Source organism: Microbacterium sp. HJ5 (assembly GCF_054824025.1).
This window is the reverse complement of the sequence record NZ_JSYE01000034.1, coordinates 24,862-38,413: the sequence shown is the minus strand read 5'-3', so window position 1 is coordinate 38,413 and position 13,552 is coordinate 24,862. Positions and strand designations below refer to the sequence as shown.

Annotated in this window: 11 protein-coding genes; 7 read left to right on the top strand and 4 right to left on the bottom strand. The window is 69.4% G+C overall.

Annotated elements, in window-relative coordinates:
• Window positions 1–102: 102 nt before the first annotated feature.
• A complete protein-coding gene (locus OB08_RS14590) occupies window positions 103–2,343 on the top strand; it encodes a glycoside hydrolase family 43 protein (RefSeq protein WP_461475960.1) in 2,241 nt (746 codons plus the stop codon).
• Window positions 2,344–2,408: 65 nt separating this feature from the next.
• Here the strand turns inward: OB08_RS14590 and OB08_RS14585 are convergent, their stop codons facing one another.
• The 3 genes from OB08_RS14585 to zapE all read right to left on the bottom strand — a co-directional run bounded on the left by OB08_RS14585 (window position 2,409) and on the right by zapE (window position 5,469).
• Window positions 2,409–2,939, bottom strand: coding sequence for a type II toxin-antitoxin system PemK/MazF family toxin (locus OB08_RS14585; RefSeq protein WP_461475958.1), 531 nt, complete (start codon window positions 2,937–2,939; stop codon window positions 2,409–2,411).
• 72 nt (window positions 2,940–3,011) lie between these two features.
• Window positions 3,012–4,280 carry an ammonium transporter gene (locus OB08_RS14580; RefSeq protein WP_461475956.1) on the bottom strand — a complete coding sequence of 423 codons (1,269 nt, stop codon included), beginning with the start codon at window positions 4,278–4,280 and terminating at the stop codon, window positions 3,012–3,014.
• A gap of 160 nt (window positions 4,281–4,440) precedes the next feature.
• Window positions 4,441–5,469 (bottom strand): cell division protein ZapE, encoded by a 1,029-nt coding sequence (gene zapE, locus OB08_RS14575; RefSeq protein WP_461475954.1) that lies wholly within the window; start codon window positions 5,467–5,469, stop codon window positions 4,441–4,443.
• Between the two features lie 119 nt (window positions 5,470–5,588).
• On the opposite strand from zapE, the gene OB08_RS14570 reads away from it, so the two are divergent.
• Both OB08_RS14570 and OB08_RS14565 read left to right on the top strand, forming a co-directional pair.
• Window positions 5,589–6,491, top strand: coding sequence for a sulfurtransferase (locus OB08_RS14570; protein WP_461475952.1), 903 nt, complete (start codon window positions 5,589–5,591; stop codon window positions 6,489–6,491).
• 35 nt (window positions 6,492–6,526) lie between these two features.
• Window positions 6,527–6,967, top strand: coding sequence for a SufE family protein (locus OB08_RS14565; protein ID WP_461475950.1), 441 nt, complete (start codon window positions 6,527–6,529; stop codon window positions 6,965–6,967).
• Between the two features lie 42 nt (window positions 6,968–7,009).
• Here the strand turns inward: OB08_RS14565 and OB08_RS14560 are convergent, their stop codons facing one another.
• On the bottom strand, window positions 7,010–8,230 hold the full coding sequence (locus tag OB08_RS14560) for an alpha/beta hydrolase family protein (protein ID WP_461475948.1): 1,221 nt from the start codon (window positions 8,228–8,230) through the stop codon (window positions 7,010–7,012).
• Window positions 8,231–8,255: 25 nt separating this feature from the next.
• Between OB08_RS14560 and OB08_RS14555 the strand changes: the two genes are divergently transcribed.
• The 4 genes from OB08_RS14555 to OB08_RS14540 all read left to right on the top strand — a co-directional run bounded on the left by OB08_RS14555 (window position 8,256) and on the right by OB08_RS14540 (window position 13,474).
• A complete protein-coding gene (locus OB08_RS14555) occupies window positions 8,256–8,846 on the top strand; it encodes a DUF3000 family protein (protein ID WP_461475947.1) in 591 nt (196 codons plus the stop codon).
• Window positions 8,839–10,038: a ribonuclease D gene (locus OB08_RS14550; RefSeq protein ID WP_461475945.1), complete on the top strand. Its 1,200-nt coding sequence runs from the start codon at window positions 8,839–8,841 to the stop codon at window positions 10,036–10,038. The genes OB08_RS14555 and OB08_RS14550 overlap by 8 nt, the downstream gene beginning before the upstream one ends.
• Before the next feature lie 73 nt (window positions 10,039–10,111).
• Window positions 10,112–11,317 carry a thiolase family protein gene (locus OB08_RS14545; RefSeq protein WP_461475943.1) on the top strand — a complete coding sequence of 402 codons (1,206 nt, stop codon included), beginning with the start codon at window positions 10,112–10,114 and terminating at the stop codon, window positions 11,315–11,317.
• A gap of 12 nt (window positions 11,318–11,329) precedes the next feature.
• Complete coding sequence (locus OB08_RS14540; protein WP_461475941.1) at window positions 11,330–13,474, top strand: 3-hydroxyacyl-CoA dehydrogenase NAD-binding domain-containing protein; 2,145 nt, start codon at window positions 11,330–11,332, stop codon at window positions 13,472–13,474.
• Window positions 13,475–13,552: the final 78 nt, after the last annotated feature.

Here is a 13,552-nt window from a genome sequence, read left to right as displayed (position 1 = left end):
GGAACGTCTCATGCAGCGCCGATGTGAGCGGTAACCGCCTAGCATGGGCGCCAGATCCGCACGGAGGCGGGTCGACCGAACCTCCCGGGAAAGAGGGCACCGATGCCGTACTCCTCATCTCTCACCTCGCTGAAACCCCGACGCGGCCGCGCGGCCGCTCGCATTCTGACGATCGCCACCACGGGAGCGCTGGGCGTGGCCATGCTGGCGGCGTCGCCGGCCATGGCGCAGCTGCCGCAGCAGGCGGCCGCGACCGAGGTCACCGCCGGGGTCGGCGCAGCGGCCCAGGATGCCGCGCCTGCGGGCGCCGACGAGCAGTATGAGCGCTATGTCTTCGCGTCGTTCCACGGTGGCGACGACGGGGGGCGCAACGGCGAGCAGATCTGGATCAGCGCGTCCAAGGGGAACGATCCGCTCAACTGGTACGAGCTGAACTACGACGAGGGCACGTCCGTCTCGCAGCCGATCCTCCAGACGGTGAACCCGCCGCAGGGCCAGCAGGGTCTGCGCGACCCCTCTCTTATCAGGTCGGCCGACGGCGAGAGCTTCTACCTCCTCGCGACCGACCTCAAGACCTATCAGGACGGCCAGTCCTGGTCCTACCGCCAGTCGAAGGGCTCGCGCAACCTGGTCGTCTACGAGTCGGAGGACCTCGTCACCTGGTCCGAGCCGCGCTTCATCAAGGTCGAGGACGACCATGCGGGCAACGTCTGGGCGCCCGAGGCCTTCTACGACGAGAAGTCCGGCCAGTACATCGTCTTCTGGGCGTCGAACCTGTACCCCACCGACGACATCCAGAACAGGAACACGTCGCAGATCTCGTACAACCGCATCCGCGTCGCCACCACGAAGGACTTCGTGACCTTCAGCGAGCCGACCACGTGGGTGAACCTCGACCGCTCCACCGGACGGCAGGGCTGGGGCATGATCGACTCGACGATGATCGCGACCGATGACCGGATCTACCGTCTCACCAAGGACGAGAACGGCTTCCGGGTCCTCCTCCAGTACATCGACTCCCTCGACGACCTCTACGACACGTGGGGTGTCGAGGAGACGATCCCGTACGTGACGAACCGCAACCCGATCACGCCGCTGACGCAGAGCCCCAACGCGTGGACGATGGTGGGCAACCCCGACGGGTCCAGCAAGTGGCAGATCCCCGGCCTCACCGGCGGCAACCTGGAGGGCCCCCTCGTCTTCAAGGACAACGTCGAGGACATGTGGTACGTCTTCATCGACTACGCCTCCGGCGGAGGGTACGTGGCGTGGCGGTCCGACTCGATGGACAAGGCGCCGAACGAATGGGAGTACCTGGGTCAGTCCTGGTGCAACACCACCGGCCTCTCCCGCGACTGCACCGCACGGTCGGAGAGCTCGCCGTACTGGTCGTTGCCGGTCAGCCCGCGCCACGGCTCGGTTCTCCCCGTCACGCTCGAGGAGTGGGAGGGCGTGATGGCGCACTACAACTCCCCCGTTCACGTCGAGGCGTCGCTCGTCGATGCGGAGGGTGCTCCGGTCGCCGAGGACACCTGGGTCAATGAGGCTCCTCGCGTGAAGGTCGACTGGACGGACTTCAACGGCACGGGCCTGTCCCCGTCGTGGCTGCGGCTGATCGAAGGCCACAACGACGGCCCGCGCGTCGTCTCGCCCGACACCATCACCAGCGGGATCACGCAGGGCATGACGCTCCCGCTCGACGCGGCCGAGGGCACGAACTGGGCTCAGGTCGAGTACCGGGATGCCTCGCTCGGGGGCGACGCCGTGATGCTGTGGACCACGGATGCCGCGTACAAGCTCGACACGACGGACCCGGTCGTCGACGTGGAGGTCGACGAGTGGGAGCTGTCGGTCTCGGCGACCGACCCCGCGGCGTCGAACGGCTCCGAGGGCTCCGGCGTGGCGTCGTGCGAGGTTCGCGTCGACGATGGCGAGTGGACGCCGTGCGCCGCCACGACGACGCTCGAACCGTCGATCGTCGATCGCACGGTCACGGTGCGCGCGCTCGACAACGCCGGCAACGAGACGACGGAGACCGCCGTCGTGGAGGGGACCGGGCTCGTCTCGATCACCGTCGATCACCGCTGCGTCGGAGCCAGGGTCATGCAGCTCGTGACCCTGACGAACATCGAGGGTGCACCCGTCACCTCGACGGTCGAGACGGAGTACGGATCTCGTCCGGTCCCCTCGCTCGGCGAGGGCAAGAGCCGCTCGCAGCCTTTCGCGACGCGCTCGGAGAGCATCCCGTCCGGCGCCGTGACGGTCACGAGCACCGCGACGATCGACGGTGAGGAGCTGACTGTGGAGCGGAGCGTCGAGTACGCCGCCGCGAACTGCGGCTGAGCCCACGGTCGACGCGAGAAGGGGCGCGCCTCCGGTTTCACCGGGGGCGCGCCCCTTCTCGTTCGTCACACGTCGATCGTCCACCCGTAGCGGCGCTGGAGTGCGCCCGCGATCGTCGCGAAGCGGTCCCCGTCGAGGACGGCGGCCTCGCGACGCATTCCCGAGCGATGCACGCGGTAGATCTGCTCGACGTCCACCCAGGACGCGCGCCCCTGAGAATCCCACGCACCCGAGCCGAGCGCCAGATAGTCGCGATCGCCGTCATGGGACTTGCTGGTGAGTCTCACGGCGTACACCCGGTCGGCGTCCTCGCGCCCGATGATCAGCACCGGCCGGTCCTTGCCCCGTCCGTCGCGCTCGTCGTAGGGCACCCAGGTCCAGATGACCTCGCCCGCGTCGGGGTCGCCGTCGACATCGGGGGCGTAGGCGATGCGCAGATCGCCCGGGCCGGGCGGGACGATCTCGACGGTCGCCGTCTCGCCGCTTCGGCCGGGCTCGACACCCTCCGGGGCGACGCCGGGTGTGTCGCTCTTCGGCGGTGAGTCGGAGCGGAAGAGCTGCGCGAGACGCGTCAGCAGGCGGGGTCGTTCGGTCACGAGGTCACGATAACGAACGAGGAGGGGCGCCGCGGAGATCCGCGGCGCCCCTCCCCTGCTGTGCGAGACGACTCAGGCGCGCGTGCTCTCGAGCACGTAGCCCTCCTCGCCGTGCACGACGGTGTCGATGCCGGCGACCTCGTCCTCGTTCTTGACCCGGAACCCGATGGTCTTCTCGATCGCGAAGCCGATGACCCAGGCGAGCACGAAGGAGTAGGCGAGAACCGCCACGGCCGCGATGGCCTGGACGAGCAGCTGGGTGCCGTCACCGCCGGTGAACAAACCGGTGTTGGTGGCGAAGAAGCCCAGGTACAGCGTTCCGATGAGACCGCCCACGAGGTGGATGCCCACCACGTCGAGCGAGTCGTCGAAGCCCCACTTGAACTTGAGCTCGATCGCCAGGGCGCAGACCGCGCCGGCGATGAGGCCGAGCACGACGGCCCAGATCGGCGTCAGCGAGGCGCAGGCGGGGGTGATCGCGACGAGACCCGCGACCGCACCCGAGGCGGCGCCGACCGACGTGGGCTTGCCGTCCTTGATCTTCTCCACCACGAGCCACGCGAGCAGCGCCGCGGCCGGAGCCGCGATGGTGTTCACGAACGCGAGCGCCGCGGTGCCGTCGGCCGCCAGCTCGGAGCCGGCGTTGAAGCCGAACCAGCCGAACCACAGCAGTCCCGCGCCGAGCAGGACGAACGGCGGGTTGTGGGGGACGTGCACGCCCTTCTGGAATCCGACGCGCTTGCCGAGGACCAGGGCGAGCGCGAGGGCTGCGGCACCGGCGTTGATGTGCACTGCGGTACCACCGGCGAAGTCGATCGCGCCGAGGCCGAACCACTCCTGCATGCCGTACGTGATCCAGCCGCCGTAGGCGAAGCTGCCGTCCTCGGCGAGGCCGAAGTTGAACACCCAGCTGGCGACCGGGAAGTAGACGATCGTCGCCCAGATCGCGGCGAAGATGAGCCACGAGCCGAACTTCGCGCGGTCGGCGATGGCGCCGGACACGAGCGCGACGGTCAGGATCGCGAACGTGGCCTGGAAGGCGACGAAGGCCAGGGGCGGGAAGGCGGAGCCTTCGGGAACCTCGATGAGCGCCGAGAGCCCGATGTTGTTCCAGTCGATCGACCACGGTGCGACGAGGCCCTCAGAACCGGGGAACGCGATCGCGTAGCCGTAGACGACCCACAGGACGCCGATCAGGCCGAGGGCGCCGAAGCTGAGCATCATCATGCTGATGACGCTCTTCGCCTTGACGAGTCCGCCGTAGAAGAACGCGAGTCCGGGCGTCATCAGCAGCACGAGCGCCGCGCATATCAGGATGAATGCGGTGTTGCCTTGATCCATCTCGGGGTGAACCTCTCTGCAGGGACGCAGGTATAGCGTCGGGTTCCCCCAGTGTCGCGACGGCCCGTTTCCGCCGCGGTTCATCCTGTGTTTCCCGCTGGTTACACGACGCGCGTACGCGTAAACATCGTGTTTCGCGCCGACGGGCGGGTGCCGTGAATCAGGCCAGAGTCGAGGCCACGAGGCGCGAGATCGCTCGCAGGTACTTCTTGCGGTAGCCGCCGGCGAGCATCTCCTCGGGGAACACGAGGTCGAGCGAGACGCCCGTCGCGCGGATCGGAAGCTCGGCGTCGTACACGCGGTCGATGAACGCGACGAAGCGCAGCGCCGCCGACTGGTCCTCGAACGGCGCGACATCGCGGAGGCCGACCGCGGTCAGCCCCTCGAGCAGCCGGATGTAGCGCGACGGGTGCACGCGCGCGAGATGGGCCACCAGGTCGCCGAACACGTCGTCGGAGGCAAGGCCCGAGGCCGCGGCATCCGCCATCGCCGCCTCGTACTGCGGATCGGTGAGCACCGCCGCGTGGCCGTCGACCGCACGATGACGGTAGTCGGTGCCATCGATGCGGATGGTCTGGAAGCTCGAGGCCATCGCGTGGATCTCGCGGAGGAAGTCCTGGGCGGCGAAGCGCCCCTCGCCCAGGGCGTTGGGCGGAGTGTTCGATGTCGCGGCCAGGCGGGTGCCCGACGAGACCAGCTCCCCCAGCAGACGCGTCATGACCATCGTGTCGCCCGGGTCGTCGAGCTCGAACTCGTCGATGCACAGCAGGTCGGCGCCGCGGAAGAGCTCGACGGTGTTCTGGTAGCCGAGGGCCCCCACGAGGGCGGTGTACTCGATGAACGAGCCGAAGTACTTCCGCCGGGCGGGCAGCGCGTGGTAGATCGACGCCAGCAGGTGGGTCTTGCCCACGCCGAAGCCGCCGTCGAGGTAGACGCCCGGCTTGAGCTCCGGACGCTTCGCCTTGCGGAAGAAGCCGCCCTTCGCGGGCTGCCCGGCGCCCGAGAACGCGATCAGGAGGTCTTTCGCCTGCTGCTGCGAGGGGAACGCGGGATCGGCGCAGTAGGTGTCGAACGTGGCGTCGGCGAACTGGGGCGGCGGGACGAGGGCCGCGACCATCTCGGCGCCCGCGAGCTGCGGCGTGCGCTCCACGAGGTGGACGATGCCGGTGCGGGCGGTGGAGACGGTCATGCGGATCCTGTGTCGGAGTCTTACGGGAAGAGGACGGGTCCGCGTGCGGGAATCTAAGGTCGAAGCGGACGGTTCAACCCTAGTCGTCGCACTTCCGCGCCCCGACCCGAGGAGCACGCATGGCCATCGAGACCGACACGTCGTCCGCGAAGTTCGCCGAGTACGCAGAGCCGGGCCGGCTCGTGACCGGCGACTGGCTGCAGGAGCGTCTCGGCGCGCCGGGGCTCGTCGTCGTCGAGTCCGACGAGGACGTGCTGCTCTACGAGACCGGCCACATCCCCGGCGCGGTCAAGGTCGACTGGCACACCGAGCTGAACGACCCGGTCGTTCGCGACTACGTCGACGGCGCGGGTTTCGCCGCGCTGCTGAGCCGCAAGGGCATCGCGCGCGACGACACCGTCGTCATCTACGGCGACAAGAACAACTGGTGGGCCGCGTACGCGCTGTGGGTCTTCTCGCTCTTCGGCCACGAGGACGTGCGCCTTCTCGACGGCGGTCGGGACAAGTGGATCGCCGAGGGGCGGCCGATGACGACGGACCGCACCGAGCGTCCCGAGACGTCATATCCCCCCGTGGAACGGGACGATTCGACGCTCCGCGCGTACAAGGACGACGTCCTCGCCCATCTCGGCAGCCCGCTCATCGACGTCCGCTCGCCCGAGGAGTACGACGGCTCGCGCACCTCGGCGCCCGCCTACCCCGAGGAGGGCGCCCTGCGCGCCGGACACATCCCGACCGCGAGGAGCGTCCCGTGGGCGCGCGCGGTCGCGGAGGACGGCGGCTTCAAGACGCGCGCCGAGCTCGATGCGATCTACCGCGACGAGGTCGGCCTGAAGGACGGCGACTCCGTGGTGGCCTACTGCCGCATCGGCGAACGGTCCAGCCACACGTGGTTCGTGCTCAAGCACCTGCTCGGGTTCCACGACGTGCGCAACTACGACGGGTCGTGGACCGAGTGGGGCAGCGCCGTGCGCGTGCCGATCGTCGCGGGAGCGGAGCCCGGTGAGGTGCCCGCGCGCTGAGCCGCGGCATCCGGTCCCGTGAAAAGATGGCGGGGATGACCGATACCGCCCTTCCCCCGAGCCTCGCCGAGATCCGCGACGAGTTCCTCGAGCTGCCCGAGCCCGACCGGCTCCAGCTGCTGCTCGAGTTCTCGCAGGAGCTGCCGCCCGTGCCGGCCGAGTACGAGGGGCATCCGGAGCTCTACGAGCGCGTGGCCGAGTGCCAGTCCCCCGTGTTCATCGTGGTCGACGTCGACGAGGCCGGCGTGGTCGCGATGCACGCGACCGCTCCGGCCGAGGCGCCGACCACCCGTGGCTTCGCGAGCATCCTCGCGCAGGGCATCACGGGACTGACGGCCGACGAGGTCCTCGCGATCCCGGCCGACTTCCCGCAGAGCATCGGTCTCACCCGGGTCGTGTCGCCGCTGCGCGTCTCGGGCATGACGGGCATGCTCATGCGCGCCAAGCGTCAGGTGCGGGCGAAGACCTCGGCCTGACGCCCGGCACCGGGAAGACGGGGAGCGGATGCCTCGCCCCGGTCAGTCCTCTGCGGGCGCGGGCACTGCGCCCAGGTCGTGCGCGGTGAGCCACCGTCGGATGCGCGCGCTCCAGCGCTCCTGGTCGTAGTTCCACAGCTTGGTGTGCCGCGCGACCTCGAACACCTCGAGCTCGACGATGTCGGGTCTGGCCGTCACCAGATCGTGGGAGGCGTCGGAGGGCACGAAGCCGTCGTCGTCGCTGTGCAGGATGAGCATCGGATGCCGCAGCTCCCCCGCGCGCGCCACGACGTCGAGCCGATCGAAGGGGATGGCGCTGCCGGCGCGAGTGATCGGGGTGGCCCACTCGCTGCGCAGCGCGCCGATCGCCAAGCCGCTGACCGTCGGGGGCACCCGCATGAGGCGCGCCTGGTATTCGAGCACGATCCGCCAGTCGACCACGGGCGACTCGAGGATGAGGCCGGTGATCGTGTCGCGGTGCGCGGAGTTGAGCGAGACCTGGAGAGCGATCGCGCCGCCCATCGACCACCCCATGAGGATGATGCGCTTCGCGCCGCGCCGCCGGGCGAATCCGACCGCGGCGTCGACGTCGCGCCACTCGGTGGCGCCGAGCGTGTACGTGCCCGCGCGGCTGCGAGGAGCCTCGCCGTCGTTGCGATACGACACGACGAGGGACGTGATCCCCGCCTGGTGGAACAGCGGGACGGCGCGAAGGCACTCGGCTCGGGTCGTGCCGCGGCCGTGGACCTGGATGACCCACACGTCGCCGTCGCCCGCAGGGAAGAGCCACGCGGGGCACGGGCCGACCGAGGAGCCGATGAGCTCGGGGCTGAACGCGAGGTGCAGCTGCTCCGGCCGGTCGTAGTACCAGCCGCTGAAGGCCGCTTCCGGTGAGAGGCGCGCGTCCGATCCCACGTGCGTGAGCAGCTTCCGCTTCACGCTGGTCTCGCTCTCGGAAAGGACCGAGCCGAGCTTGACATACGCCTCGGTGCCGCTCGTGAACAGGCCGTAGCGCCCGGGCAGCTCGGTGTCCGGTGTTCGCGCGAGGGTGATCGTCTGCGCGGCGGTGTCGAGAGAAAGGATGCGGGTGTCCGGCAGCCGTACGGCGGGTGTGACGACCCGGCGGGCCATGTGCACCGAGGCGACCGCCATGGCGGAGAGCACGCCGGCCAGGGCCAGGCTGATCACAGTCAGCGCGGCCCGGATCCCGGCGAGGAGACTGGGTGATGCGCCGCCGTACGCGGCGCGCCTGGAGGCGACCATCGAGGCCTCACTCTAGTCTGTCCGCGTGGCTGAGCATCGTCCTCCCGCGGCTACCACGCCGTTCGCGCATGTGGCCGAGCAGGTGCGGGCGATCGAGTTCCGCGGAGACCTCTCGGTCCGCGAGATCCCGGCGCCCACAGGCCTGGCGGCCTTCGCGCTGGCGCTCGCGGGCGACGTGCGTCCGGAAGAGGAGGGCGTCGACTCCGCTTACGGGACGGGGCGCTTCATCCTGCTCCACGACCCGGACGAGCCGACTCAGTGGAACGGACCGTGGCGCATCGTGTGCTTCGCGCAGGCGCCCCTCGAGCCCGACATCGGCGTCGATCCGCTGCTGGCCGATGTGGCCTGGGCCTGGCTGACCGATGCGCTCGAATCGCGGCGCGCCGCTTTCCATTCAGCCTCCGGCACCGCCACGAAGACGCTCTCGAAGGGGTTCGGGACGCTGGCCGCAGAGGGCGATGGCGCACAGATCGAGCTGCGCGCCTCGTGGTCGCCGGAAGGCGAGATCGCGCCGCACGTGGAAGCATGGGCTGAGCTGGTGTGCATGCTCGCGGGTCTCCCGCCGGGCTCGGAAGGGATCGCAATGCTGGGTTCACGCAGGGCGACGCGTGACTGAATACGTCGTCATCGATCGCATCGAAGACCTGATCGACGCCTCGCGACGTCTGGCGGAAGGGTACGGACCCGTCGCCGTCGACGTCGAGCGGGCGTCCGGATTCCGGTACTCGCAGCGGGCCTATCTCATCCAGGTGTTCCGACGCGGAGCGGGGGTGTTCCTCTTCGACCCGCCGCCCATCGGCGACTTCAGTGCTCTGCAGGCCGCCATCGGCGACCAGGAGTGGGTGCTCCACGCGGCGAGCCAGGATCTGCCGTCGCTGCGCGAACTCGCGCTGGAGCCCGCCTCGATGTTCGACACCGAGCTCGCGGCTCGGCTCCTGGGCCATGACCGGGTCGGCCTCGGCGCCGTCGTGGAGGACACTCTCGGCATCTCGCTCGCGAAGGCTCACTCCGCGTCGGACTGGTCGACGAGGCCTCTCCCCCAGTCCTGGCTGGAATACGCCGCGCTCGACGTCGAGCACCTCGTCGACGTGCGCGACGCGCTGGTGGCCGAGCTCGAGGAGCAGGGCAAGACGGAGTTCGCCGAGGAGGAGTTCCGAGCGGTCCTCGACCGTGAGCCCAAGCCTCCGCGCGAGGAGCCGTGGCGCAGGCTCAGCGGCCTGCACACCGTGCGCGGGCGCAAGGCCCTCGCCGTGGCGCGCTCCCTCTGGACCGCGCGCGAGGACTACGCCCGCGAAGAGGACGTGGCGCCCGGGAGACTCGTTCCCGACCGTGCCCTCGTGGCGGCCGTGATCGCCGACCCGAAGTCCAAGCAGGACCTGGCCTCCGTGAAGGAGTTCACCGGACGGGCCAGCCGCTCTCAGCTCGATCGGTGGTGGGCGGCGTTCGAAGAGGGGCGCGCCTCGAAGGATCTCCCGCTCGAGCGCGCCACCGGCGGCGACACGCTTCCACCGCCCCGCGCGTGGCCCGACCGCAACCCCGAAGCGGATGCCCGTCTCAAGGCCGCGCGGCCGGCTGTCGAGCATCTCGCCGAAGACCTGCGCATGCCGACGGAGAACCTGCTGACCCCCGAGCTGCTGCGCCGCGTCGCGTGTGCTCCGCCCGAGCCGCTCACCGCGGCATCCGTCGGGGAAGCTCTGCTCGTGCTCGGTGCGCGCCGCTGGCAGATTGACCAGACCTCACAGGTGATCGCCGATGCCTTTGTGGGATCCGTGCAAGCGGCGTCGACGGCGTCCGAAACGGATTCGTAGGTTTCCCCCACCCGTTTTCTCGCGCGTTCCGGCGCGATCCTAGGCTGACGGCATCCCTATTTTTGGAGGCAGAGTGGCCGAGATCTCGGACGTCTTCTTCGTCGATGGAATGCGCACCCCCTTCGGGCGCGCCGGCGAGAAGGGCATGTACTGGAACACCCGAGCGGACGACCTCGCCGTGAAGGCGACGATCGGACTCATGGAGCGCAACCCCGGCGTTCCCAAGGACCGGATCGATGACGTCGCCATCGCCGCGACCAGTCAGACCGGCGACCAGGGGCTGACCCTCGGGCGCAGCGTCGCGATCCTCGCCGGGCTCCCCCAGTCGGTCCCCGGCTTCGCGATCGATCGCATGTGCGCGGGCGCGATGACGAGCGTCACGACGATGGCGGGCTCGATCGGCATGGGCATGTACGACGTGGCCCTCGCGGGCGGCGTGGAGCACATGGGGCACCACCCGATCGGCGGAAACGCCGACCCCAACCCGCGCTTCGTCGCCGAGAAGATGGTCGACCCCGGCGCGCTCAACATGGGCGTCACGGCCGAGCGCATCTTCGACCGCTTCCCGCACCTCACGAAGGAGCGCTCCGACCGCTACGGCATGCTGAGCCAGCACAAGGTGCAGGCCGCCTACGACGCCGGGAAGATCCAGCCCGACCTCGTGTCGGTCGCGATCAAGGATGCCGAGGGCTCGTGGGGCCTCGCCACTGAGGACGAGGGCCGCCGCCCCCAGACCACGATGGAAGACCTCGCGGCGCTGAAGACGCCCTTCCGGCCTCACGGTCGCGTCACGGCCGGCACTTCGTCGCCTCTGACCGACGGTGCCACGATGTCGCTGCTGGCCGGCGGCGGTGCGGTGAAGGAGCTCGGCCTCGCGCCGAAGATGAGGCTCGTCTCGTTCGCGTTCGCCGGCGTGCAGCCGGAGATCATGGGGATCGGCCCGATCCCGTCGACCGAGAAGGCGCTCAAGAAGGCCGGCCTGACCATCGACGACATCGGGCTGTTCGAGCTCAACGAGGCGTTCGCGATCCAGGTCATCTCGCTGCTCGACCACTTCGGCATCGCCGACGACGACCCGCGTGTGAACCCGTGGGGCGGCGCGATCGCCTTCGGGCACCCTCTCGCCGCCTCGGGCGTGCGGCTGATGATCCAGCTCGCGGCGCATTTCGCCGAGCGCCCCGATGTCCGCTACGGCCTCACCGCGATGTGCGTGGGGCTGGGTCAGGGCGGCTCGGTCATCTGGGAGAACCCCCACTACGACGGCAAGAAGAAGAAGTAGGAGCCCTCCGCAATGACGAACTACGACGAGATCGACTTCTCGCCGCTGAACGCCCTCGCCGACGGAGAGGTCGTCACGCACTCGCGCGTGCGCGACGTCCGGCTCGCCTCCGGCAGGGTGCTCGCGCTCATCACGCTCGACAACGGACGTGACCACACGCGGCCCAACACGCTCGGTCCCACGACGCTGACACAGCTCGGCGAGGTCCTCGACTCCCTGCGCACCCGCGCGTCGGCCGGCGAGATCCAGGCCGTCGCGGTCACGGGCAAGCAGTACATCCTCGCGGCCGGGGCCGACCTGTCCGACATCTCGCGCGTGGGATCGAAGGACAACGCACGCCTGATCGCACAGCTCGGCCACCACGTGTTCGGCAAGCTCGGATCGCTCGGCGTGCCCTCGTTCGCGTTCGTGAACGGGCTCGCGCTCGGCGGCGGTCTCGAGATCGCGCTCAACTCGACGTACCGGACGGTGGATGCCTCGGCCGCGGCGATCGCGCTCCCCGAGGTGTTCCTCGGCATCATCCCCGGGTGGGGTGGGGCATACCTCCTGCCGAACCTCATCGGCATCGAGAACGCGCTCGAGGTCGTGATCTCCAACCCGCTCAAGCAGAACCGCATGCTCAAGCCGCAGCAGGCGTTCGACTACGGCATCGTGGACGCGATCTTCCCCGCCGCGAATTACCTCGAGGACTCGCTCGCCTGGGCGGACGGCGTGCTCACCGGCAAGACGAAGGTGGACCGCAAGAACGAGCCCGGCAAGATCGAGCGCCTCACGAAGTGGCCGATCGCCGTCAAGGTGGCGCGCGGCATGCTCGAATCGAAGATCGGCACCGTGCCGACGTCTCCCTACAAGGCCCTCGAACTGCTCGACAAGGCGAAGGGCGGCACGAAGGCCGAAGCCTTCGCGCGTGAGGACGAGGCCCTCGCCGAGCTCGTCGCGGGCGACCAGTTCGCGGCGTCCATGTACGCGTTCGATCTCGTGCAGAAGCGCGCGAAGCGTCCTGTCGGCGCCCCCGACAGGGTGCTCGCCAAGAAGGTCACGAAGGTCGGCATCATCGGCGCCGGACTCATGGCGAGCCAGTTCGCGCTGCTCTTCGTGCGCAAGCTGCAGGTGCCCGTGCTCATCACCGACCTCGATCAGGCGCGTGTCGACAAGGGCGTGGCGTACATCCACGACGAGATCGGCAAGCTCGAGGCCAAGGGACGCCTCGACGCCGACAGCGCCAACAAGCTCCGTGCGCTGGTGACGGGCACGACCGACAAGAGCCTGTACGCGGACTGCGACTTCGTCATCGAGGCCGTGTTCGAAGAGGTCGGGGTCAAGCAGGCGGTCTTCGGCGAGATCGAGCAGATCGTCGCCGAGGACGCGATCCTCGCGACGAACACCTCCTCCCTGTCGGTCGAGGAGATCGGCGCGAAGCTCGCGCACCCCGAGCGCCTCGTCGGGTTCCACTTCTTCAACCCGGTGGCCGTCATGCCGCTCATCGAGATCGTGAAGACACCCCAGACGGCGGATGCCGCGCTCTCGACCGCATTCGTGGTCGCGAAGAACCTCGGAAAGAACGCGGTCCTCACCGCCGACGCGCCCGGGTTCGTGGTGAACCGCCTGCTCGCCAAGGTGATGGGCGAGGCGGCCCGTGCCGTCTACGAAGGCACCCCCGTCGTCGAGGTCGAGAAGGCGTTCGCGCCGCTCGGCCTGCCGATGGGCCCGTTCCAGCTCATCGATCTGGTGGGCTGGAAGGTCGCCGCCCACGTGCAGGACACGATGGTGCGCGCGTTCCCCGACCGGTTCTACGCGAACGAGAACTTCCACGCACTGGCGGAGCTCCCGGAGGTCGTCGAGAAGGACAAGGGCGGCCGTGTGACGGGCTGGACCAAGGCGGCCGAGAAGCTCCTCAAGCCCGCGGTGGGATCGTCCCCCGCCTCGGCGGCGACGATCCTGCAGCGGGTCCAGGACGGGCTCGCTCAGGAGATCAAGCTCATGCTGGACGAGGGCGTGGTCCCCGAGGTCGAGGACATCGACCTGTGCCTCATCCTCGGCGCCGGCTGGCCCTTCATCGACGGCGGCGCCTCGCCGTACCTCGATCGCGAGGGCGCCTCGGAGCGGGTGTTCAGCGACACCTTCCACCACCCGGTGATCAAGGGCATCGGCGGCTGACGCCCGGCCGACGCCGCCGACGCGTGAGGGCGGCTCCCTTCGGGGAACCGCCCTCACGCGTGCGTGGCGACCGGTACG

Coding starts and splice junctions, on each gene's coding strand:
- OB08_RS14590 (WP_461475960.1), top strand. CDS start 103: ATGCCGTACTCCTCATCTCTCACCTCGCTGAAACCCCGACGCGGCCGC.
- OB08_RS14580 (WP_461475956.1), bottom strand. CDS start 4,280: ATGGATCAAGGCAACACCGCATTCATCCTGATATGCGCGGCGCTCGTG.
- zapE (WP_461475954.1), bottom strand. CDS start 5,469: ATGACCGTCTCCACCGCCCGCACCGGCATCGTCCACCTCGTGGAGCGC.
- OB08_RS14570 (WP_461475952.1), top strand. CDS start 5,589: ATGGCCATCGAGACCGACACGTCGTCCGCGAAGTTCGCCGAGTACGCA.
- OB08_RS14565 (WP_461475950.1), top strand. CDS start 6,527: ATGACCGATACCGCCCTTCCCCCGAGCCTCGCCGAGATCCGCGACGAG.
- OB08_RS14560 (WP_461475948.1), bottom strand. CDS start 8,230: ATGGTCGCCTCCAGGCGCGCCGCGTACGGCGGCGCATCACCCAGTCTC.
- OB08_RS14540 (WP_461475941.1), top strand. CDS start 11,330: ATGACGAACTACGACGAGATCGACTTCTCGCCGCTGAACGCCCTCGCC.